The organism is Streptomyces sp. NBC_01788 (genome assembly GCF_035917575.1).
In the GTDB taxonomy this organism is placed as follows: domain Bacteria; phylum Actinomycetota; class Actinomycetes; order Streptomycetales; family Streptomycetaceae; genus Streptomyces.
This window is the reverse complement of record NZ_CP109090.1, coordinates 6,764,814-6,789,246: the sequence shown is the minus strand read 5'-3', so window position 1 is coordinate 6,789,246 and position 24,433 is coordinate 6,764,814. Positions and strand designations below refer to the sequence as shown.

The following is a 24,433-nucleotide window of genomic DNA, read 5'->3' as shown; positions in this document are numbered from 1 at the left end:
CCAGACCTCGAACGGCTCGCGATCGCTGCTGACTTGGTGGTCTTCCCGCCCGCACGGGCTCGGTCCGCATCCGTTGACCCTGAGGTCTGGACAGGGTTGTGGGGGCCCTGCTTTCATGCTCCCGCGCCGACTTTTCCAACGTTATACAAGAACGCCTCCGACGCGCTTCCCCTGTGCCGCCCGGCGCGGGGGTCCCCTTCGGCGCAGGTTCAGGCGTGCAGAATTTCCGTTACGGAAAGGGTGAGCATGAGCCCAGGCAGACTCCGAATACCCTTCCTCGGCCGACTCGCTGCGTTGCTGCCGCTGTTGCTGGGCGCCGCGCTGCTGGTGCCGGCCCAGGTCAGTGCCGCACCGGCCGCGGCGTCCGCTCCCTCCGCCGAGGCCACCGACCTCGGTCTGCGAGGCGACTACTACCGGATGTCCAGCATCTCGGCGCTGGACTTCGCGTCGTACACCGGCACCCGGATCGACAACTCCCTCTACGTCGACGACCTGCTGCCCGCGCTGCGCGCCTACGCCGGCACCACGGACAACGTCGCGGTGCGTTGGACGGGCCGGCTCCAGGTGCCCGCGGACGGCGCCTACACCTTCTACATCAAGGGCGACAACGGCTTCCGGATGTCCCTCGACGGGGCCAGTGTCATCGACCACTGGACCACCGACTGGGACGTCCAGACCACGTCCGAGGCGATCACGCTGAAGGCCGGTCTGCACGACCTGGCCGTCGACTACAACCAGGGCAACGGCGGCGCCTACCTGCACACCGAGTGGTCGGGTCCGGGCTTCTCCCGCCGGCCGCTCCCCGACTCGGCGCTGCACCTGCCGGCCGGGTTCTCCCCCGCCGACGCCAAGGGCACCGTCGCCGCGACCGGCAGGACCGCCACGATCGAACTGCCCTCCGCCGTCAAGGCCGTTCCGGCCGACGCGGCCAAGCACCTCGCGCTGGTCTCCGGAGGCACCCTGTGGTCCGGCACGGTCGCCAAGGACCCCAAGAACGCCTCCAGGCTCGTCATCACCGCCGGCAAGGACGACACCCCCGTCTCGCTCAACGCCGATGTGCGGATCAGCTATGACGGAAAGGGCGGCATCACGACGGCCGGTGGCGGACTCGGGCCGTTCTCCGTGGTGGCGCAGAACGAATCCACCTGGTACTTCGCCACCAAGTGGGCCAAGGACGTCTCCGCCAAGAACGCCCTGCCCGAGTACCCGCGGCCGCAGTTGACCCGCAAGAACTGGCAGAACCTCAACGGCACCTGGCAGTTCCAGGCCACCGAGCAGAGCGCCGCGCTGCCCACCGGGAAGCTCTCCGGGAAGATCCTGGTGCCGTACCCGATGGAGTCGGGCCTGTCCGGCGTCGCCAAGCACCACGACTGGTCGCTGTACCAGCGCACCTTCACCGTGCCGAACGGCTGGAAGGTGGGCTCCGGCAACCGGCTGCGCCTGAACTTCGGCGCGGTGGACCACGAGGCCTGGGTCTACGTCAACGGCAGGCAGGTCGCCCACCACACCGGCGGCTACGAGGAGTTCAGCGCCGACGTCACCGACGCGATCGCCGGACGCGGGGCGCAGACCCTGCTGGTGAAGGTCAAGGACACCACCGACGACAGGTACGCGCTCGGCAAGCAGTCCGCCAACCCGAGCGGCATCTGGTACACCCCGACCTCCGGCATCTGGCAGACCGTCTGGATGGAGCCGGTCCCCGAGACGAGCGTCGACTCACTGGTGCTCACCCCGGACCTGGCGGACAAGTCGCTCTCCGTCACCGTGCGCCCCACCGCCGGGACCTCGCCGACGGCGAAGGTCACCGCCACCGCCTACGCCGGCAACAAGGCCGTGGCCTCGGTCACCGGCCGGGCCGGTACCGCGCTGCGCCTCCCGGTCGGCAAGCCGCACCTGTGGAGCCCGGACGACCCGTACCTGTACAACCTCAAGGTGACCCTGGACGGCGGACGGGCCGGGAAGGACGAGGTCGGCTCCTACTTCGGCATGCGCTCGATCGAGGTCGCCCCGGTCGGCGGCGTCAACAAGATCGTGCTCAACGGCAGGCCCGCCTTCGTGATGGCCACCCTGGACCAGGGGTTCTGGCCGGACGGCCTGTACACCGCGCCCACCGACGAGGCCCTGAAGTACGACCTGGTGGAGCACAAGAACCTCGGCTTCAACGCGGTGCGCAAGCACATCAAGGTGGAGCCCGCCCGCTGGTACTACTGGGCCGACCGCCTCGGTCTGATGGTGTGGCAGGACATGCCGAGCCGCATGACGGCCGCGGCCGGCACCCCGGAGACCCAGACGTTCACCGACCAGGTGCACACGATCGTCGACCAGCACATCAGCAGCCCGTCGATCGTCATGTGGACGATGATGAACGAGGGCTGGGGGGAATGGAGCAAGGCCGCCACCGGTGAGCTCGCGGACGCGGTCAAGAAGCAGGACCCGTCCCGGCTGGTGGACGCCCACTCCGGAGTCAACTGCTGTGCTTCCAAGGGCGATTCGGGTCGCGGTGACATCATCGACTTCCACGACTACCACGGCCCGGCGAACCCCGCCCCCGACGCCGGCCGCGCCTCCGTGGACGGGGAGCACGGCGGCTACTCGTACGTCGTTCCCGGCCACATCCTCGGGACCGCCGGCGGTCAGGACTACGGTGACGCCGCCACCAGCACCGAGGAGCTGACCAAGGCGTACGTGGAGAACACCAGGAAGCTCCTCCAGCGTGCCTCCTGCGGGCTCTCCGGCTCGGTCTACACCCAGGTCACGGACGTGGAGGGCGAACTCAACGGCCTGCTCACCTACGACCGCAAGGTGGTCAAGGTCCAGCCCGGACCGGTGCGGGAGATCAACCAGCAGGTGATCGCGGCCGGTTCCGCCGCAGGCGGGGCGAACGTCCCGAAGGGCACCCCCGGACTGGCCGGAGTGTCCTGGTGGCCGCTGCACCAGCAGTCCGGCACGACCGCCACCGACGTCGCGGGGCGCCACGACGGCACCCTCAAGGGCGGGGCGACCTGGACCACCGGCCCGAACGGCGGCGCGGTGCTGCTGAACGGCAGCACCGGTCACGTCGACGCCGGCGCGCCCGTCCTGGACACCGAGAAGGGCGACTACTCGGTGGCCGCCTGGGTCCGCCTCGACGACAAGGGGCACTTCAGCACCGCGGTGTCCGTCGACGGCGACAGGAGCAGCGTCTTCTACCTCCAGTACTCCCAGGCCGACAAGCGGTTCGCGTTCAGCTTCTCCGGCGCCCGGGCGCTGGCGAACAGCATCGGGGAGCCCGAGGCCGGGAAGTGGTACCACCTGGTCGGCAGCTACAGCCACCAGGACGGCGCGCTGCGGATCTACGTGGACGGCACCCAGGCCGGTTCCACCCACGCCTGCAACGGCGAGGTGCCCGCCGGAAACCTGGTGATCGGCCGCGGCAAGTACAACGGCGGCCCGGTCGACCACTGGGCCGGCGCGATCGCCGACGTCCACGCCTACGACCGCGCCCTGAGCGGCGCCGAGGTGGCCTCGCTGGCGGCCGGCGAACCCACCGCGCCCGCCAGGCGGTGACGGCGGTGGGAGGCCCCCGGTCCACCCCGGGGGCCTCCCGCCCCGGCCCGCTCCCTGATCCGGCCTGATCCGAACGAAAGACCCTTGCCGAGCACGCGCACCACGCCACATTCCACCCCGCGGCCCCGGCGGCGACCGGACGACCTCGTCGGCCGCGCCGTGCCAGAGCAGTCGCCCCACCACGCAAGGAGTGCAACGACCATGACCAGCCCTCGCAGATCCCGTCTCGTGGCCGCCGTGTGCCTCGCCGCCGCCGCGGCCTTCTCCGCCGGCTGCTCCAAGGAGGAGGGCACCGGCGCGGCCTCCTCCGACACCAGTCAGGGCGCCCAGGTGGTGCAGTCGCCGTCCGGCGACTCCTCGGGCTCCGGCTGCACCCTGGATGCCTACGGCGCCACCAAAATCGACCTGAAGGACGCGGTCGTCGGCTTCTCGCAGTCCGAGAAGGAGGCCAACCCCTTCCGGATCGCCGAGACCCGGTCCATCAAGGACGAGGCCGCCAAGCTGGGCGTCAAGAAGCTGCTCACCACCAACGCCCAGTCCCAGCTCTCCAAGCAGATCAGCGACATCAAGGACATGCTGGCCCAGGGCGCGCAGCTGCTCATCGTCGCGCCGCTGAACTCCGACGGCCTGGAACCGGCGCTGCAGGCCGCCGCCGCCAAGCACGTGCCCGTGATCACCGTCGACCGCAAGCTCAACGCCACCGCCTGCAAGGACTACGTGGCCTTCCTCGGCTCGGACTTCGTCGAGCAGGGCAAGCGTGCGGCGGACGCGATGATCCAGGTGACCGGCGGCAAGGGGAAGGTCGCGATCCTCCTGGGCGCGTCCGGGAACAACGTCACCACCGACCGCACCAAGGGCTTCGTCGACCAGCTCAAGGCCAAGGCCCCCGGCCTGGAGATCGTGGCCCAGCAGACCGGTGAGTTCGCCCGCGACAAGGGCCAGCAGGTGATGGAGCAGCTCATCCAGTCCAAGCCGGACATCACCGCCGTGTACGCGGAGAACGACGAGATGGGCCTGGGCGCCGTCACCGCGCTCAAGGGAGCCGGCAAGAAGCCCGGCAAGGACGTCAAGATCATCTCCATCGACGGCACCCGCAACGCGGTGCAGGCACTCGCCGACGGCCAGTACAACGGCGTGATCGAGTCCAACCCGCGGTTCGGCCCGCTGGCCTTCGCCACCGCGCAGAAGTTCTTCGGCGGCGAGTCCATCCCGGAGAACGTGATCATCTCCGACCGCGCCTACGACGCGTCGAACGCCAAGGACTCCCTGTCCGGAGCCTACTGAGACGCCCTCGGGCCGCCCGGGCCGCCCCAGGGCCTGTCGTCACAGGTTCTGGACCGGGCGGTCCGCGCCCCGCTCACCGACCCACGGAAGGCCTGAGCCCATGGCACCCCCCGAAGCGGCAGTCGCCGCACCGCACCCGGACGCGGACGGCGCCGCGCCCCCGACGGTGCTGGAGGCCGTCGGCGTCGGCAAGCGCTTCGCCGGCGTGGTGGCGCTCGACGACGTCTCCCTGACCCTGCGCCGCGGTGAGATCCACGCCCTGGTCGGCGAGAACGGCGCCGGCAAGTCCACCCTGATCAAGGTCCTCACCGGTGTGCACCGCCCCGACTCCGGGGAGCTGCGCCTGGGCGGGCGGCCGGTCTCGTTCGCCCGGCCGCACGAGGCGCAGCAGGCCGGCGTGTCCACCATCTACCAGGAGGTCAACCTCGTCCCGATGATGAGCGTGGCGCGGAACATCTTCCTGGGCCGCGAGCCCAAGAACCGCCTGCGCCTGATCGACTTCCCCCGGATGCACCGGGAGGCGGCCGAACTGCTGGCCGGCTTCGGGGTCACGGCCGACGTGCGCCGCCCGCTGAACAGCCTGGGCGTGGGCACTCAGCAGATGGTGGCGCTGGCCCGCGCGGTCTCGGTGCGGGCCCAGGTCGTGGTGATGGACGAGCCGACCTCCGCACTGGAACCGCGCGAGGTGGAGACGCTCTTCCGGGTCGTCGAGGAACTGCACAGCCGCGACATCGCCATCCTCTACGTCAGCCACCGGATGGACGAGCTGTACCGCATCTGCGACCGGGTCACCGTGCTCCGCGACGGACGGCTGGTGCACACCGGCCCGCTCGCGGACACGGACCGGATGCAGTTGGTCTCGATGATGCTCGGCCGGGAGGTCGCCGAGGTCCGCCGGCACGGCGTCACCGGCTTCGGCGGCGAGCACGACGCCGCCCGCGAACCGGTGCTCACCGCCGAGAAGCTGAGCCGCCGCCACCTGCTGGACGAGGTGTCACTGGAACTGCGTCCGGGGGAGGTTCTGGGCCTGGGCGGCCTGCTGGGTTCCGGGCGCACCGAGACCGCCAAGGCCCTGGTCGGCGCGCTGCCACTGGACTCCGGCACGGTCTCGGTGGCGGGCAGGCCGCTGCGCCGCCTGTCCCCCGCCGCCGCGATCCGGGCCGGCGTCAGCCTGCTCTCCGAGGACCGCAAGGCCGAGGGCATCGTGCCCGGTCTGTCGGTGCGGGAGAACATCGTCCTGGCCGCCATGCCCCGCCTGTCCCGGGCCGGTGTCGTCTCCCGCAAGCAGCAGGACCGCATCGTGGAGATCTTCATGAAGCGGCTGCGGATCAAGGCGTCGGGCCCCGAGCAGAAGGTCGAGGAGCTCTCCGGCGGCAACCAGCAGAAGGTGCTGCTGGCGCGCTGGCTGTGCCTGGAGCCCAAGGTGCTGCTGCTGGACGAGCCCACCCGAGGGATCGACGTCGGCGCCAAGGCCGAGGTGCAGACCCTCATCGACGAACTGGCGCGGGAGGGGCTCGCGGTGCTGCTGATCTCCTCCGACGTCGAGGAGCTGGTGGAGGGCGCGGACCGGCTGGTGGTGCTGCGCGGCGGCGCGGTGGCCGGTGAGCTGGCCGGCGACCTGGTCGGCGAGGCCGAGTTGCTGGACGCGCTGGCCGCGCACACCCCCGAGCCCGAACCCGAGCCCGAACCCGAGCCCGCCGCGGAAACGCCGCACACGTCATCGCACACGGACGAGGAGCAGGAATGACCCAGCTGTCGCCGGCACTGGGACGGAGCGCGGTCCGGCTCGCCGCACCGGCCTGGTTCCAGAAGTACGGCGTCTACACGGCGGTGCTGGTGCTGCTCGCCTTCAACGCCGCGTTCACCGAGCACTTCCTGACCGTGGCCAACCTGCGGACCCAGCTCGTGCAGGTCTCCCCGGTCGTCATCGTGGCGCTCGGCATGGCGCTCGTCATCGGCACCGAGGGCGTGGACCTGTCCGTGGGGTCCGCGATGGCACTGGCCGCCGCGCTGCTGCCGCTCTACCTCGGCTACGGGCTGGTCCCGGCACTGCTCATGGCGCTGCTGGCCGGGGTCTTCGTGGGCGCGGTCAACGGCACCCTGGTCGCCGTGGTGGGCCTGCAGCCCATCGTGGCCACCCTGGCCCTGTTCGTCGGCGGCCGCGGCCTGGCCCTGGTGATGGCCGACGGGCAGCTCAAGCAGATCGCCAACCCGGACCTGCTGGCACTGGGCAGCGGGGAGGTGCTGGGCATCCCCGTGGTGGTACTGACCGCGGGCGTCCTGGCACTGGCGGTGGCCGGGGTCGTGCACCGCACCACCTTCGGCCGGCAACTGGTCGCGGTGGGCGGCAACCGGGCCGCCGCCAGACTCTCCGGGCTGTCGGTCAAGCGGGTCCTGATCGGCGTCTACGTCCTGTGCGGCGTCCTGGCGGCGCTCGCCGGCGTACTGGCCACCGCCCGGCTGACCGCCAGTGACCCCTCCGCGCTCGGCAACCTCATGGAGCTGTCCGCGATCACCGCGGTGGTCGTCGGCGGCACACCGCTGACCGGCGGCTCGGTGCGGGTGCTGGGCACCGTCACCGGCGCGCTGCTGATGCAGCTCCTGCGGGCCACCCTGGTCAAGCACGATCTGCCGGACTCCACCGCGCAGATCGCCCAGGCCGTCATCATCCTCGTCGCCGTCTACGTCGCACGGGAGCGTCGGTCCCGATGAAGTCACTCACCAGCCCCCGGCAGTCGCCGGCCGCCCAGCGCCCCACGGCCCCGGCCCCCTCCGCGGCCACCGGCCAGGAGCGGATCACCGAACTCCTGCAACGGCACGGCGCCCTCGCCGTCCTGGTCGCGGTCGTCCTGGTCTCCTCGTTCGTCTTCCCGTCCTTCGGCACGCTCGACAACGCCCAGAACATCGCCGTACAGGCGTCGTTCATCGCCGTCGTCGCCCTGGGCATGACCCTCGTGATCATCACCGGCGGCATCGACCTCTCGGTCGGATCGGTGTTCGCGCTCGGCGGCGTACTGGCCGCCTGGGCCTCGCAGTACGGCATCTGGGCCGCGCTGCTACTGCCGCTGGCCGTCTGCGGGGCGATCGGCACCCTGAACGGGCTGCTGATCGCACGGGCCGGCATGGCCCCGTTCATCGTCACCCTGGCCACCCTGCTCGGGGCCCGCGGCCTGCTCCTCGCCCTGACCGACGAGGGCGCCACCACCTATCTGGTGCCTCGGGACTCGGCGTTCGCCGAACTCGGCCAGGGCACGGTGGGCGGCTTCGGGTATCCGGTGCTCATCGCGCTGGCGCTGTTCGCCGCCGGCGGGGTGGTGTTGCAGCGCACCTCGTTCGGCCAGTCGCTGTTCGCCGTCGGCGGCAGCCCCGACGCCGCGACCCTGATGGGACTTCCGGTGGCCCGCACCCGGGTCCTTGTCTACACGCTCAGCGGGCTGCTGGCCGGGTTCGCCGGCGCGCTCAACGCCGCCCGGCTGTCCTCCGGGGTCACGATCATCGGCGTGGGCATGGAGCTGGACGCCATCGCCGCGGTCGTCATCGGCGGCACCCTGCTGATAGGCGGCGCCGGCTCGGTGAGCGGCACCCTGTGGGGAGTGCTGCTGCTCGCGGTCATCCAGAACCTGATCAACCAGATAGGCTCGCTCAATTCGTCCTACCAGTCCGTGGTCAGCGGCGGCTTCCTCATCGTGGTGGTCGTGGCCCAGCGGTACCTGGCGCGGGCACGCCGCACCTGATGACAGACGCCGTGCCGCAGGACCCGTCGGTGTCCTGCGCCCGGCCCGACAAGGAGGGAACGCCTTGGGCGTCAGCCTCAAGGACGTCGCGCAGCGAGCGGGAGTGTCCATCAAGACCGTCTCGAACGTCGTCAACGACTATCCGCACGTCACCCCCGCCATGCGGGCCCGGGTGCAGCAGGCGATCGACGAGCTCGGCTACCGCCCCAATCTCACCGCGCGCCACCTGCGCAAGGGCCGCACCGGGATCATCGCGCTGGCCGTCCCCGAACTCGGCAACCCGTACTTCGCCGAGCTGGCCAGCGCGGTCATCGACGCCGCCGCGCGCCACCACTACACCGTGCTCCTCGACCACACCGCCGGCCTGCGGGAGAAGGAGATGCTCGTCTGCCAGGGCTTCCGGACCCATGTGATCGACGGTCTGATCCTCTCGCCGATCGAACTGGAGAACGCTGACCTGCGCGGCCGCACCGACACCTCGCCGCTCGTGCTGCTCGGCGAGCGGGAGTACGACGCCCCCTACGACCACATCGCGATCGACAACGTGGCCGCGGCCCGCAGCGCGGTCCGGCACCTGGTCGGGATGGGACGGCAGCGGATCGCCTTCCTCGGCGCGCGGGCGGAGAGCGCCCGCCAGCCCGCCCATCTGCGCCTCCAGGGGTGGCGTGAGGAACTGGCCGCGGCCGGGCTGCCGCACGACGACTCGCTGGTGGCCCCCACCGACGGCTACGGGCGGGCGGACGGCGCGCAGGCCATGGCCCTGCTGCTGGACCGCGGCGTGCGGCCCGACGCGGTCTTCGCCTACAACGACCTCCAGGCGATCGGCGCCATGAGGGTGCTCGGCGAACGCGGCCTTCGTATCCCGCAGGACGTGGCGGTCGTGGGGTTCGACGACATCGAGGACGGCCGCTTCGGGGCGATCACCCTGACCACCGTCTCCCCCGACAAGCAGGCCATCGCCCGCCAGGCCGTCAGCTGCGTCATCTCCCGCCTCACCGGCTCCGCCGACACCGAGCCGCGCCGGCTGCGTCCGGGCCACGACCTGGTGGTACGCGAGTCGACCCTGGGCCGCCAACGCTGAACCGGCACCCGGCCGCTGAACCAGCCTGCCCTCCTCCTCCCATCCCCGAGGATCTTCATGCCACGACCCGCCCTGCGCTGCTCCCCCTTCGGCGCCACGCCCGACGGCACTCCGGTGGAGCGCTGGCACCTGGACTCAGGCCGAGGCGTCCGCGCCGAGGTACTCACCTACGGCGGCATCCTGCACGCCTTGGAGGTGCCGGACCGTGACGGAGTCGCGCGCTCGGTCGTCCTGTCGCTGACCGGCATCGAGGACTACGCCGGCCCGAGCCCGTACCTCGGTGCCCTGGTGGGGCGGTACGCCAACCGCATCGCCGACGGCCGCTTCACCCTGGACGGCCGGGCGCACCAGGTGCCGGTGAACGACAGGGGTCACGCCCTGCACGGCGGCCCCGACGGCTACGACCGGCGGATCTGGGCCGCCGCGCCCGTGGTGGGCGCCGGCTTCGCCGGGGTGCGCCTCACCCTGCGCAGCGTCGACGGAGACATGGGCTTTCCCGGCACGCTGGACGTCACGGCCACGTACGTCCTCGACGCGCAGGGCACCCTCTCCGTCGACTACCGGGCCGTCACCGACCGGCCGACCGTGGTCAACCTGACCAACCACGCCTACTTCAACCTGTCGGGCGCCCCCACGGTGGCCGACCACGTGCTCCGACTGGACGCGGACCGGTACCTGCCGCTGACCGACGAGGGCATCCCGCACGGGCCGAGCGCGGAAACAGCGGGCACCCCCTTCGACTTCACCCGCGCGCGCACCATCGGCGCCCGCCTGCACGACCCCGACCCGCAACTGCGGGCGGCCGGCGGTTACGACCACTGCTGGGTGCTGCGCCGGCCGTCGGACGGGGAGGACCTGCGGCGTGCGGCCCGGCTGGAGGATCCGGTGAGCGGGCGGGCCCTGGAGGTGTGGACCACCGAACCGGGCCTCCAGGTGTACACCGGCAACCAGCTCGACGGGACACTCAAGGACGCGGCGGGCAACCGCCACGAGCGGTACGCCGCCGTCTGCCTGGAGACCCAGCACCTGCCCGACTCCCCGAACCACCCGGAGTACCCGAGCACGGTGCTCCGCCCGGGCTCCGTCCTGACCAGCCGCACCGAGTACCGCCTCGACCCTGTACAGGTAACTGCCCGTTGACCCCGGGGAGCTCTGGGACACTTGGGTCCATGATCGACGGACTCGACATGGACCTGACGCCCGTGATCGCCGAACAGCCCGCCCCTCTGCTGTTCGCGACCGTCTCCGGTGCCCATCTGTACGGCTTTCCCTCGCAGGACTCCGACGTGGACCTGCGAGGCGTCCACCTGCTGCCCACCGCCGACCTGGTCGGGCTGCGCGAGCCGGAGGAGACACGGTCGCGGACGTGGGTGCGGCTGGGGGTCGAGATGGACCTCGTCACCCACGATCTGCGCAAGTTCGTACGACTGATGCTGCGGCGCAACGGCTATGTGCTGGAGCAGCTGCTCTCGCCGCTGGTCGCGCACACCACCGACGCCCACCGGGAGCTGGCCGCGTTCGTGCCGGGCGTCCTCACCCGTCACCACGCCCACCACTACCGCGGGTTCGCGGTGACCCAGTGGCGGCTGTTCGAGAAGACCGGCGAACTCAAGCCGCTGCTGTACACCTTCCGCGTACTGCTCACCGGCATCCACCTCATGCGCAGCGGCGAGGTGCAGGCTCACCTGCCGACTCTCGCCGGCGAACCGGCCGCGCCCGGCTATCTGCCCGAGCTGGTGGCCGCCAAGGCGGAACGCGAGCACGGCACGGCCGTCGTCGATCACGCGCGCGTGGCGGCCGACGTGGAGCGGCTGCACGCCGTGCTCGACGAGGCGCAGGCCGTCTCAGCGCTGCCCGAAGCGCCCACCGCTTACGACGCGTTGCACGACTTCGTGGTGCGCGTCCGGCTGACCGGCTGAGGCGCGGCGTGCCCGGAACAGGAAGTCGGCCACGCGCGCGTGGTCCGGTTCCGGCGGGAGCGGGGTGTGCAGCAGGGCCTCCTCGGACTCGGCCGCGAGCCGGGCCATGCGGGTCTCGACCTGGGCCCAGGAGACCTCGCCCCGCTTCACCGCGAGCAGGGGCTCCCGCTGGCCGCCGACGTCGATGTGCAGCTCGCCCGTGCGCAGCAGGTCGCGGACGGTCATCAGCAGGCGGAGCAGGTGCATCGCGTGCTTCCAGCGCGGGGAGCCCGTCGTACGGACGTCGGCGTCGAGTTTGCGGCGCTGGCCGAGGGCGTAGCGGGTGAAGCTGTCGTAGACCTGCCGGGAGAGGAAGGCGGCGCGCAGGTGCAGCAGTTCGCGGCCGGTGTCGTCCACGTGCTCGACCAGCGGTGAGTGCAGGCACTCCAGGATGTTGGGGTTGGCACGGAGCGCCAGTGCGCAGAAGCGTTCCAGCTCCCAGCTGAACTGTTCGGGCAGCGGACCGTCCACGTGCGTGGGCGGCTTCTCGAAGCGCCAGAACAGGGAGGTGGGGGCGAGGAAGACGCCCCGGCGGTCCGTGTCGCTGCCGTCCGTCGCCAGCCCGAAGGCCCGCGAGCCCATGACACAGGCGTAGATCGTGTGTTCGCGTACCAGGTCCTCGGGCTGCATGCCCAGGAGCGTACGCGCACCGCCACCTCGGGCTGATCGAATTTCCCTCCACCTCGATCGGCTCGGCGGGCAGCGGCCGGGCCGGGCGGTGGCGGGACTTCGTGTATGGCTCCAGACCTCCGCAGGTTGTCCGTTCCGCCCGTCGCCCGTGGCCTGGCGAGGGGCGGAACGGCGGATGCTAGCCCTGCGCGGTGAGGTGCTTCCTGAGGGAGGCGATGACCGCGGGGGCCTCCGCGGTCAGGTAGAAGTGGCCGCCCGGGTAGACCTGGAGGTCGAAGTCGCCGGTCGTGTGGCCGCGCCACGCCTCGGCCTCGGGCATCGACGTCTTGGGGTCGCTGTCGCCGGTGAGGACGGTGATCGGGGCGCGGACGGTGACGTCGGGGGCGCACCGGTACGTCTCGATCGCCTCGTAGTCGCTGCGGATGGCGGGGAGGATCATGCGCAGGATCTCCTCGTCGCCGAGCAGCGCGGTGTCGGTGCCGGCGAGGAGCTTCAGCTCCCGCACGATGCCCTCGTCGGAGAGGCGGTGCACGTTCTCGTCGCGGACGGTCGACGGCGCGCGTCGCCCGGACGCGAACAGCCGCACCAGCTCACCGCCGTCGGCCTCGAGGCGGCGGGCCACCTCGAAGGCCAGGGTGGCGCCCATGCTGTGCCCGAAGAACGTGGTCGGCCGGGCCTTGAGTGCGGGGCCGAGGGCGTCGTAGAGCTGGTCGGCGAGGGTGGCGATGTCCGTGGGCGACACCTCCTTGCGCCGGTCCTGCCGTCCCGGGTACTGCACCGCGAACACCTCGGCGACCGAGGACAGTTGGGCGGACACGGGGAAGTAGAAGGACGCCGAGCCGCCCGCGTGCGGGAAGCAGTAGAGCTGGGTGGAGCGGGAGGGGGCCGGGTGGAAGCTCCGGGCCCACAGACTCGCCTCGGTGGACGTAGGGGTTGTCACGCTTTCCTGGACCTTTCGTGAGCGCCGGCCTGGTGCCGGCGGTGTTGCGTGCGACGGGTTTCGGCGTGTACGGGGGCGGAGCCGCGGGCCGCCGAAGCGGCCCGCGGGTGGGTCAGTTGAGGCCGAGTTCGTCGTCGAGGAGCGCGAACATGTCCTCGTCGGACGCCTCGTCGAGGTCCTCTTCCTTCGAGGAGTCGTCGCCGGAGGTGTCCGTGCGGCCCAGATCGGCCCACTTGGTCCTGAGGACCTCGATCCGGCCGGTCACCCGACGGTGCTCCTCCGCGTCGTCGAGGCTGAGTCCGGCGATCGCCTTCTCCAGCGCGTCGAGGGCCGAGAGCACCGAACCGGCGCCCGCCGGGTCGTCGGTGACGAGCTGTCCGCGCACGTACCGGACGACGTCGGCCGGCGTCGGGTAGTCGAACAGCAGCGTGGCGGGCAGCCGCAGACCGGTGGCCGCGTTGAGCCGGTTGCGGAACTCGACCGCGGTCAGCGAGTCGAAGCCCAGCTCCTGGAACTGACGCTCCGCGCCGATCGCCGCCCCGTCCCGGTGTCCGAGCACCGCCGCCGCCTGTCCGCGGACCAGCTTGAGCAGCGCCTCCTCCTGTTCCTGCACGCTCAGCCCGGCGAGCTGCCGGGTGAGCGTGTCCGCGGACTGCGCCGCGCCCTGGGCCGCGGCCCGCCTCGCGGGCACCCGGATCAGGCCGCGCAGCAGCGCGGACACCTCACCGCGGGCCCGCAGTGCGGCGAGGTCCAGCCGGACCGGAAGCGCCAGCGCCCGGTCGCCCGCGACCACCGCGTCGAACAGGGCGTGGCCCTGCTCGGCCGTCAGCGGCGGCATCCCGGAACGCGCCAGGCGGTCGGCCTCGGCGTCCGAGAGGGTGCCCGTCATACCGCTGTCCTGCTCCCACGGGCCCCACGCCAGGGACACGCCGGGCAGTCCGTCGGCGCGGCGCCGCGCCATCAGGGCGTCCAGGAACGTGTTGGCCGCCGCGTAGTTGGCCTGGCCGGCACCGCCGAACACGCCGGCCACGGACGAGTAGACGACGAACGCGTCCAGGTCCAGGCCGCTGGTCGCCTCGTGCAGGTTCCACACCGCGTCCGCCTTGGGCCGCAGCACCGTGGCGAGGCGCTCCGGCGTCAGCGAGCCGACCACACCGTCGTCGAGGACACCTGCCGTGTGGACGACCGCCGACAGCGGCCGGTCCTTCGGTGCCGCCGCGACCAGGGCGGCCACGGCCTCCCGGTCGGCGACGTCGCACGCCCGCACGGTGACCTCGGCGCCCATCTCCTCCAGTTCGGCGACGAGCTTGCCCGCGCCGTCCGCCTCAAGACCGCGGCGGCTGGCGAGCAGCAGGCTCCGTACGTCGTGCGTGGCCACCAGGTGCCGGGCGAGGAGCCGGCCGAGGCCACCGGTGCCGCCGGTGACCAGGACGGTCCCGGTGGTCCGGAAGACGCCGGACGTGCCGTGCGCCGCGGTGCCGGAGGCGGGCTCCGGCTGTGCGGTGCCGGTGCCGGTGTCCAGCCGGGCGAGGCGGGCGGCCACGACCTCGGCGCCGCGCAGCGCGAGCTGCGGTTCCTCGGCACCGGCCGTCAGGGCCTCGACGAGCCGGGCGGACGGGTCCGCCGCGGCCGGATCGAGGTCGAGCAGGCCGAAGCAGCCGGGGTTCTCCGTCTGCGCCGACCGCACCAGGCCCCAGACCGCGGAGGCCGCGAGGTCCGCGGTCCCGCCGCCGTCCACGGCGACCGCGCCGCGGGTGACGAACACCAGCCGCGAGGCCGCGAGCGCCTCTTCGCCGGACCACTGCTGCACGAGCGCGAGCACCCGTGCGGTGACCTCCCGGACCGCGCCGGGCAGGTCGTCCCCGTCGGCCGGGGCTCCGGCGACCGGGACGAGCACCAGGTCCGGTACGGCGTCCTCGGACGAGGCCGACAGCGCGGCGAGGCCCGCCGCCGTGCCGACCGTGAGTCCGGTGCCGGTGAGGGTGTCGGTGAGGCCGAAGGGGTCGTCCCCGACGACCGCGACCGACGCGGGCTGACCGGCCCCGGTGTCGGCCACCGGGGTCCAGCCGACGCCGAACAGCGTGTTCTGGTCTTCGCCCGCGGACTTCAGCTGGTCACCGGTGACCGTGCGGGTGACGAGCCGGTCGACGGTGACCACCGGCGCACCGGCCGGGTCCACCGCGTTCACCGACAGCGCGTTGTCGCCCGCGGGTGCCAGCCGCACCCGCAGCGCCGAGGCGCCGGAGGCGTGCAGCGCGACACCCTCCCACGAGAACGGCAGGGCACCTCCCCCGTCGCCCTCCTCTCCGCCGGTCGCGGCCAGCATCGTGGCGTGCAGCGCGGAGTCGAGGAGCGCCGGGTGCAGACCGAACTCGGCCGCCTCACCGGTGCACTCCTCGGGCAGGGCGACCTCGGCGAAGAGTTCCTCGCCGCGGCGCCAGGCCGCGCGCAGCCCCTGGAAGAGGGGTCCGTACGCGAATCCGGTCTCGGCGAACGCCTGGTAGCAGTCCTCGGTGTCGAGCGGCTCGGCGTCCCGCGGCGGCCAGACCTCGGTGCCGAGGCCCTGGTCCGGTGCGGTGGCGCCGGGTGCCAGGACACCGGCCGCGTGCTGGGTCCACGCCGACTCGTCGGCGCCTTCGAGGCGCGAGTACACCCCGACCACGCGCCGGCCGGAGTCGTCCGGGACGGCGACGGCGACCTGTACCTGGAGGGCTCCCCGCTCGGGCAGGATCAACGGCGCGGCGAGGGTCAGTTCCTCGACCCGGCCGCAGCCGACCTCGTCGCCCACGCGGACCGCCATCTCCAGCAGGGCCGTGCCCGGCAGCAGGACGGCGCCCATGACGACATGGTCGGCCAGCCACGGGTGCGAGGTCAGCGACAGGCGACCGGTGAACAACACGCCCTGCCCTGCGGCGAGTTCGACTGCGGCACCGAGCAGCGGGTGCTCGGCGGAGCCGAGACCGGCGGCCCGGACGTCACCGGTGGCGGCGGCCCGGCCGGTCGGCCAGTACCACTGGTGCTGGAAGGCGTACGTGGGCAGGTCGACGCGGGTGGCGCCGGCGCCGGCCAGCAGATCCTGCCAGCCGCCCCCGATCCCCCGCGTGTACAGCACGGCCCGGCCCAGCAGTGCGGTCGTCTCCTCGTCGCGGTCCTTGCGCAGGACCGGGATGGTGACGGTCTCGTCGCCGGTCAGCGACTCCTGCGCCAACGCGGACAGGACTCCGTCCGGACCCAGCTCCAGGAACGTGGTCACACCCTGCTCCTCGAGCGCGGTCACCCCGTCGGCGAAGCGGACCGCCTCACGGACGTGACGCACCCAGTACTCGGGCGAGCACAACTCCTCAGCCGTCGCGAGGGAGCCCGTCAGGTTCGACACCACCGGGATCACCGGAGCGGCGTACGACAGCGTCTCGGCGACCGTGCGGAACTCGTCCAGCATCGGGTCCATCAGCGGCGAGTGGAAGGCGTGCGACACCCGCAGCCGAGTGGCCTTCCGACCCTCCGCCTCGAAACGCGCCGCCAACTCCAGCACGGCACCCTCGGCACCCGACACCACCACAGACGCAGGCCCGTTGACGGCAGCGACCGACACCTCATCACTGAGGTACGGGATGACCTCGTCCTCGGTGGCCTGAACGGCCACCATCGCACCACCGGCCGGCAACGCCTGCATCAGACGACCACGAGCCGCCACCAGACGCGCCGCGTCCTCCAGCGAGAACACCCCGGCCACATGCGCGGCCGCGATCTCACCGATCGAGTGACCGGCCACGAACTCCGGCCTCACACCCCACGACTCCACCAGACGGTAGAGAGCTACCTCGACCGCGAACAGGGCGGGCTGAGTCCACCCGGTCTCATTCAGCAGACCGGCATCCTCACCCCACATCACCCCCCGCAGCAAACCACCCAACTCACTGTCCAGAGTGGTGAGAACAGCGTCCAAGGCCTCAGCGAACACCGGGAAACGGCCGTACAGCTCACGACCCATCCCCAACCGCTGCGAACCCTGACCCGAGAACAGCACCGCCGAGCGACCGGACACCACCGTGCCCGACACCGTCGCCGGATCGGTCGTGCCCGCCGCCAATGCTGCGAGGGCGCGGACCGTGTCCTCGTGCTCACCGGCCAGCACCACCGCACGGTGGGCGAACAGCGAGCGGGTGACAAGCAGGGAGTGGGCCACGTCGGCCGGACGCGGTGCCGGCTCCTCGGTGACCGCGGCGAGCAGACGGGCGGCCTGGCCGCGCAGCGCCTCCGGCGACTTGCCGGACAGCACCCACGGCACCACCGCGGGCTCCACCACATCCGCCTCCGGCGCCGAAGCACCGACCACGGTTCCCTGGATCACCTTCGCAGGCTGCTCCAGGATCACGTGCGCGTTTGTGCCACTGATACCGAAGGAGGAGACACCCGCACGACGCACGTGCTCCGTCTCGGGCCACTCGGTCTGCTCGGTGAGCAGCTCCACCGCGCCCTCGGTCCAGTCGACGTGCGAGGACGGCGCGTCCACGTGCAGGGTGCGCGGCAGCACGCCGTGGCGCATCGCCATGACCATCTTGATGACACCGGCGACACCGGCCGCGGCCTGCGTGTGACCGATGTTCGACTTCACCGAGCCCAGCAGCAGCGGCTGCTCCGCGTCACGGTCACGACCGTAGGTCGCCAGCAGCGCCTGCGCCTCGATCGGGTCACCCAACGTCGTACCCGTGCCGTGCGCCTCGACGACATCCACGTCACCCGCCGACAGCCCGCCACTGGCGAGGGCCTGACGGATCACCCGCTGCTGCGAGGGACCGTTCGGGGCGGTCAGGCCGTTGGAGGCACCATCCTGGTTGACGGCCGAACCACGGACGACCGCGAGGATCTCGTGACCGTTACGGATCGCGTCCGACTGACGCTCAAGGACCAGCATGCCCACACCCTCGGACCAGCCGACACCGTCCGCCGAGTCCGAGAACGCCTTGCACCGGCCGTCGGGCGACAGACCCCGCTGACGGGAGAACTCGATGAAGGTGCCCGGGGTGGAGATGACCGTCACACCGCCGGCCAGGGCGAGAGAGCACTCTCCGGACCGCAGCGACTGCGCCGCGAGGTGCATCGCCACCAGCGACGACGAGCACGCGGTGTCGACGGTGACCGCCGGACCCTCGAAGCCGAACGTGTACGAGACACGGCCGGAGGCCACGCTGCCCGCGCTGCCCTGGCCCTGGAGGCCCTCGAACTCCTTGCCACCGAGGATGGAACCGTAGTCGCTGTACATGACGCCGGCGAACACACCGGTCGCACTGCCGCGCAGGCCGACCGGGTCGATGCCCGCCCGCTCGATCGCCTCCCACGACGACTCGAGCAGCAACCGCTGCTGCGAGTCCGTCGCCAGCGCCTCACGCGGGCTCAGCCCGAAGAAGTCGGCGTCGAACTCCCCCGCCTCGTGCAGGAAGCCACCGGAACGGGTGTACGACGTGCCGAGGTGCTCGGGGTCCGGGTCGTAGACCGACTCGATGTCCCAGCCGCGGTTTGCCGGGAACTCCGTGATGGCGTCCGTGCCATCGAGGACCAGTCGCCACAGGTCCTCGGGCGAGGCGACGTCGCCCGGGTAGCGGCAGGCCATGCCCACGATGACGATCGGGTCGTCGGTCGTGGCCGGCAGCAGCCTCGCCGGGAGCGCCGACTCGGTCTCGGCGCCGAAGAGTTCGTCATGCAGATGGTTCGCGAGCGTGGCCGCGTTCGGATAGTCGAAGACCAGCGTCGCGGTCAGGCGCAGTCCGGTGGCCGCGCTCAGCCGGTTGCGGAGCTCGACCGCGGTGAGCGAGTCGAAGCCGGCGTCCCGGAACTGGGCCTCGGCGTCCACCGACGCGGCGTCGGCGTGGCCGAGGACCAGGGCGGCCTGGGTGCGGACCAGGTCGAGGAGCGCCTCCCGGCGTCCCTCGGCCGTGAGCGCGGTCAGGCGTGCCACGAGCCCGTCGGCAGTGACGGTTCCGCCCGCGACCGTGCGACGGGTGCGGGTCCGGACGAGACCGCGGAGTACCGCGGGCACCTCGCCCTGCGCGGCGAGCGCCGCCAGGTCGAGCCGGACCGGGACGACCAGGGCGGTGCCGGTGGTGTCCTCGGCACCGGCCGCGAGCGCCGCGTCGAAGAGAGCGAAGCCCTGCTCGGCCGCGATGGGCGGCATCCCGGCACGCGTCAGCCGTTCGGCCTCGGCGTCCGAGAGGGTTTCCGTCATGCCGCCCGCCTGGTTCCAGGGGCCCCAGGCCAGCGACAGACCCGGCAGGCCGGCCGCACGGCGGTACTCCATGAGCGCGTCCAGGAAGGCGTTGCCGGCTGCGTAGTTGGCCTGCCCGGCGCCGCCGAGGACGCCCGCCACGGACGAGAACACGACGAACGCGTCCAGGTCCAGACCGCGGGTGGCCTCGTGCAGGTTCCAGGCCGCGTCCGCCTTCGGGCGCAGCACCCGGGAGAGCCGCTCCCCGGTGAGGGAGCCGACGACGCCGTCGTCGAGAACGCCCGCCGTGTGTACGACCGCGGTGAGCGGGTGCTCCGCCGGGATCCCGGCGACCAGGGCGTTGACGGCGTCCGGGTCGGCGACATCGCAGGCCTGGACCGTCACATCGGCGCCGTGCGCGATGAGTTCGGCGACGAGTTCCGTGGTGCCGGGGGCGTCACCGCCGCGCCTGCTGACGAGCAGCAGGTTGCGGACCCCGTAGGCGTCGACGAGGTGCCGGGCGAACTGGGCGCCGAGGCCGCCGGTGCCGCCGGTGATCAGGACCGTGCCGTCGGCCTGCCACGCGGTGGGCGCGGCGGTGTCGGCGGGACGGGCCAGCCGGGCGAGCCGGGCGGCGTGCGGCCGGCCGGCGCGCAGCGCGAGCTGCGGTTCGGCGGAGCCGAGCGCCGCGGCGAGGGCGGCGGCGGACTCGGGGGTGCCGTCCAGGTCGACGAGGCCGAGGGCGCCGGGGTTCTCGGTCTGGGCCGAACGGACCAGACCGTGGACGGCAGCGGCGCCGACGTCCCGGGTGTCGGCCACGCCACGCGTCACGAGGACGAGGCGGGCGTCGGCGAGCCGGTCGTCGGACAGCCGGCTCTGGACGGTGTCCAGCACGTCGGCGGTGAGCCGGTGCGCCGCCTCGGAGGCCGGCTCGTCGTCGTGCGAGGCGACGCCGAGGACGACCACGTCCGGCGCGGGCCGGTCCGCGGCGACCGTCGCGGCCACCAGGGCGGCGACGTCCGTGTATGTCCGCACGGTCGTGCCGGCGCCGGTGAGCGCGGCGGCGAGCCCGAGCGGGTCGCCGTCCGTGCCCAGGAGCGCGACGGTCGCGGGGGCCGCCTCGGATCCCTGGGCGGGGGTCCACTCGACGCCGAAGAGCGCGTCACGCAGCAGCGTGTCGGTTCCCGTGGTGTCGAGTCCGGTGACGCTCCGGGTGACCAGGGAGCCCACCGAGACGACCGGCGTGCCGGACGGGTCCACGGCGGTGACGGACAGCGTCCGGTCGCCGGTCGGCGTCATCCGGACACGGAGCACGGTGGCGCCGGAGGCGTGCAGCGAGACGTCCGTCCAGGAGAACGGCAGTCCGGCCGTGCCGCCGTCGGCGGCCGGGGTCAGCAGCAGGGCGTGCAGCGCGGAGTCGAACAGGGCCGGGTGCAGACCGAAGCCGGCGGCCGTGTTCTCGGTGCCCTCGGGCAGAGCCACCTCGGCGAACACCTCGTCGCCGCGGCGCCAGGCCGCGCGCAGACCCTGGAAGAGGGGTCCGTACGCGAATCCGGCCTCGGCGAACTCCTCGTAGCACCCGTCGGCGTCGACGGCCTCGGCGCCCTCGGGCGGCCACACGGTGGTGTCGAAGGTGACGGGGGCCGGACCGCTGCCGGCGGGGGCCAGCAAACCGGCGGCGTGCTGCGACCAGGCGGTGTCGCCGGTGCCCTCGGGACGTGCGTACACGCCCACGACGCGGCGGCCGGCGGCGTCGGGCGCCTCGACGGCGACCTGGACCTGGACGGCACCCCGCTCGGGCAGGACCAGCGGCGCGGTGATGGTCAGTTCCTCGACCCGGTCGCTGCCGACCTCGTCGCCGGCGCGGATCACCATCTCCAGCAGGGCCGTTCCCGGCAGCAGGACGGTGCCGTTGACGGCGTGGTCGGCCAGCCAGGGGTGGGAGTGCAGTGCCAGGCGGCCGGTGAACAGCACGCCCTCGCCCGCGGCGAGCTCGACTGCGGCGCCGAGCAGCGGGTGCTCGGCGGAGCCGAGACCGGCGGCGCGGACATCGCCGCCGCCGAGCGGGGCCGCGGGCCAGAACCACTGGTTCTGGAAGGCGTACGTCGGCAGTTCCGCGCGGCCCGCGCCGGTACCGGCGAACAGAGCGGACCAGTCGATCCGCAGTCCGCCGGTGTGCAGGCGGGCGAGCGCGGAGACCACGGTGGCCTCCTCGTCGCGGTCCTTGCGCAGGACCGGGACGGTGACTGCTTCGTCGCCGGTCAGCGACTCCTGCGCCAACGCGGAGAGGACTCCGTCAGGGCCCAACTCCAGGAACGTGGTCACACCCTGCTCTTCGAGCGTGGCCACCCCGTCGGCGAAGCCGACCGCCTCGCGGACGTGACGCACCCAGTACTCGGGCGAGCACAGTTCCTCGGCCGTGGCGAGGGAGCCCGTCAGGTTCGACACCACCGGGATCACCGGGGCCGCGAACGCCAACTCCTGCACCACAGACCGGAACTCGTCCAGCATCGGGTCCATCAGCGGCGAGTGGAACGCGTGCGACACCCGAAGCGTCGTGGCCTTGCGGCCCTCCGCCTCGAACCGCGCCGCGACCTCCAGTACGGCACCTTCCTCACCCGAGATGACCACTGAGGTCGGCCCGTTGACGGCGGCGACCGTCACCTCGTCGGTGAGGTACGGGATGACCTCGTCCTCCGTGACCTGGACAGCCACCATCGCACCACCGGCCGGCAGCGCCTGCATCAGACGACCACGAGCCGCCACCAGACGCGCCGCGTCCTCCAGCGAGAACACCCCGGCCACATGCGCGGCCGCGACCTCACCGATCGAGTGACCGGCCACGAACTCCGGCCTCACACCCCACGACTCCACCAAGCGGTAGAGCGCGACCTCAACCGCGAACAACGCGGGCTGAGTCCACCCGGTCTCATTCAGCAGACCGGCGTCCTCGCCCCACATCACCTCCCGCAGCGAACCGTCCAACTCACCGTCCAGAGCGGTGAGAACAGCGTCCAGAGCCTCCGCGAACACCGGGAAACGGCCGTACAGCTCACGCCCCATCCCCAACCGCTGCGAACCCTGACCCGAGAACAACGCCGCGGAGCGACCGGTACGGGCCGGATCCGAGACGGCCGCGGGGTCGGGCTCGCCCACAGCGAGGGCCGCCAGGGCGCGGGCCGCGGTGTCCGCGTCGGTGGCGAGGACGACCGCGCGGTGCTCGAACAGCGACCGGGAGGTGACGAGGGAGGAACCGACGTCCACGAGCGGGCGGTCGAGGTGTGCCTCGACCGAGGCGAGCAGCTTCGCCGCCTGGCTGCGCAGCGCCTCCGGCGACTTGCCGGACAGCACCCACGGCACCACCGCGGGCTCCACCACATCCGCCTCCGGCGCCGAAGCACCGACCACGGTTCCCTGAATCACCTTCGCAGGCTGCTCCAGGATCACGTGCGCGTTCGTACCGCTGATACCGAAGGAGGAGACACCCGCACGACGCACGTGCTCCGTCTCCGGCCACTCGGTCTGCTCGGTGAGCAGCTCCACCGCGCCCTCGGTCCAGTCGACGTGGGACGACGGCGCGCCCACGTGCAGCGTGCGCGGGAGCACACCGTGGCGCATCGCCATGACCATCTTGATGACACCGGCGACACCGGCCGCGGCCTGCGTGTGACCGATGTTCGACTTCACGGAACCCAGCAGCAGCGGCTGCTCCGCGTCACGGTCACGACCGTAGGTCGCCAGCAGCGCCTGCGCCTCGATCGGGTCACCCAGCGTCGTACCGGTACCGTGTGCCTCGACGACGTCCACGTCCCCCGCCGACAGCCCGCCACTGGCCAGCGCCTGACGGATCACCCGCTGCTGCGAGGGACCGTTCGGAGCCGTAAGGCCGTTGGAGGCACCGTCCTGGTTGACGGCCGAACCACGGACGACCGCGAGGATCTCGTGACCGTTACGGATCGCGTCGGACTGACGCTCAAGGACCAGCATGCCGACACCCTCGGACCAGCCGACACCGTCGGCGGAGTCCGAGAACGCCTTGCACCTGCCGTCGGGCGACAGACCCCGCTGACGGGAGAAGTCCACGAAGACTCCCGGTGTCGACATCACGGTCACACCGCCGGCCAGGGCGAGCGAGATCTCACCCGAGCGCAGCGCCTGCATCGCCCAGTGCATCGCCACCAGCGACGACGAGCACGCCGTGTCCACCGTGACCGCCGGACCCTCGAAACCGAAGGTGTACGAGACACGGCCGGAAGCCACGCTCGGTGAAGCGCCGCTGCCCTGGAAGCCCTCGAACTCGGGGCTCGCCAGCATCGCGCTGTAGTCGCTGTACATGACGCCGGCGAACACACCGGTCGCACTGCCCCGCAGGCTGACCGGGTCGATGCCGGCCCGCTCGATCGCCTCCCACGACGACTCAAGGAGCAGACGCTGCTGCGAGTCCGTCGCGAGCGCCTCACGCGGGCTCATCCCGAAGAAGCCGGGGTCGAACTCCCCCGCCTCGTGCAGGAACCCACCGGAACGCGTGTAGGACGTACCGGCGTTGTCGGGGTCCGGGTGGTACAGGTTCTCCACGTCCCAGCCACGGTTGACCGGGAAGGCACTGATGGCGTCGGTGCCCTCGGTGACCAGGCGCCACAGGTCCTCGGGCGAGGCGACCCCACCCGGGTAGCGGCAGGCCATGCCCACGATGACGATCGGGTCGTCCGCCACAACCGCCGTGCCGCGCTTGACGACCTCTGCCGCGACCTCGGTGCCGAGGAGCTCGTCCAGGATGAAGTCGACCAGGACCTCGACGGTCGGATAGTCGAACACCATCGTGGCGGGCAGGCGCAGTCCGGTGACCCCGTTCAGGCGGTTGCGCAGTTCGACCGAGGTGAGGGAGTCGAAGCCGAGGTCACGGAAGGCACGCGCGGGGTGGACGGCCGTGGCGTCGGCGTGGCCGAGCACCAGGGCGACCTGGCCGCGGACGAGGTCCACGAGCACTTCCCGTCGCTCGACCGCGTCCAGGACGGCCAGCCGGTCGCGCAGACCGGTCGCCGTCGCCGAGCCCGCGAC

Annotated in this window: 11 protein-coding genes (1 of these 11 running past the window's edge); 8 read left to right on the top strand and 3 right to left on the bottom strand. The window is 72.2% G+C overall.

The features are described from left to right. Window positions 1–246: 246 nt before the first annotated feature. The 8 genes from OIE49_RS30450 to OIE49_RS30415 all read left to right on the top strand — a co-directional run bounded on the left by OIE49_RS30450 (window position 247) and on the right by OIE49_RS30415 (window position 11,564). Complete coding sequence (locus OIE49_RS30450; protein ID WP_326805092.1) at window positions 247–3,546, top strand: LamG-like jellyroll fold domain-containing protein; 3,300 nt, start codon at window positions 247–249, stop codon at window positions 3,544–3,546. Window positions 3,547–3,747: 201 nt separating this feature from the next. Beyond that, window positions 3,748–4,830, top strand: coding sequence for an ABC transporter substrate-binding protein (locus OIE49_RS30445; protein WP_326805091.1), 1,083 nt, complete (start codon window positions 3,748–3,750; stop codon window positions 4,828–4,830). Window positions 4,831–4,930: 100 nt separating this feature from the next. Beyond that, window positions 4,931–6,577: a sugar ABC transporter ATP-binding protein gene (locus tag OIE49_RS30440; protein ID WP_326805090.1), complete on the top strand. Its 1,647-nt coding sequence runs from the start codon at window positions 4,931–4,933 to the stop codon at window positions 6,575–6,577. Continuing rightward, entirely contained in the window at window positions 6,574–7,542 is a 969-nt protein-coding gene (locus OIE49_RS30435; protein WP_326805089.1) for an ABC transporter permease, read from the top strand. The genes OIE49_RS30440 and OIE49_RS30435 overlap by 4 nt, the downstream gene beginning before the upstream one ends. Next, on the top strand, window positions 7,539–8,564 hold the full coding sequence (locus OIE49_RS30430) for an ABC transporter permease (RefSeq protein WP_326805088.1): 1,026 nt from the start codon (window positions 7,539–7,541) through the stop codon (window positions 8,562–8,564). The genes OIE49_RS30435 and OIE49_RS30430 overlap by 4 nt, the downstream gene beginning before the upstream one ends. Before the next feature lie 64 nt (window positions 8,565–8,628). Further along, on the top strand, window positions 8,629–9,645 hold the full coding sequence (locus OIE49_RS30425; protein WP_326805087.1) for a LacI family DNA-binding transcriptional regulator: 1,017 nt from the start codon (window positions 8,629–8,631) through the stop codon (window positions 9,643–9,645). A 57-nt stretch (window positions 9,646–9,702) separates the two neighbouring features. Continuing rightward, a complete protein-coding gene (locus tag OIE49_RS30420; RefSeq protein WP_326805086.1) occupies window positions 9,703–10,785 on the top strand; it encodes an aldose epimerase family protein in 1,083 nt (360 codons plus the stop codon). A 29-nt stretch (window positions 10,786–10,814) separates the two neighbouring features. Beyond that, window positions 10,815–11,564 carry a nucleotidyltransferase domain-containing protein gene (locus OIE49_RS30415; RefSeq protein WP_326805085.1) on the top strand — a complete coding sequence of 250 codons (750 nt, stop codon included), beginning with the start codon at window positions 10,815–10,817 and terminating at the stop codon, window positions 11,562–11,564. Here the strand turns inward: OIE49_RS30415 and OIE49_RS30410 are convergent. From OIE49_RS30410 to OIE49_RS30400, 3 genes are all read right to left on the bottom strand, one after another. Continuing rightward, window positions 11,490–12,233, bottom strand: coding sequence for a nucleotidyltransferase domain-containing protein (locus tag OIE49_RS30410; RefSeq protein WP_326805084.1), 744 nt, complete (start codon window positions 12,231–12,233; stop codon window positions 11,490–11,492). The two genes, OIE49_RS30415 and OIE49_RS30410, sit on opposite strands and share 75 nt — an antisense overlap. 178 nt (window positions 12,234–12,411) lie before the next feature. After that, window positions 12,412–13,173, bottom strand: coding sequence for a thioesterase II family protein (locus OIE49_RS30405; RefSeq protein WP_100566707.1), 762 nt, complete (start codon window positions 13,171–13,173; stop codon window positions 12,412–12,414). Window positions 13,174–13,285: 112 nt separating this feature from the next. Further along, window positions 13,286–24,433, bottom strand: the 3' end of a protein-coding gene (locus OIE49_RS30400) for an SDR family NAD(P)-dependent oxidoreductase (protein ID WP_326805083.1). It continues 21,771 nt past the right edge of the window; only the last 11,148 of its 32,919 coding nucleotides appear in the window; its start codon lies beyond the right edge, outside the window; its stop codon occupies window positions 13,286–13,288.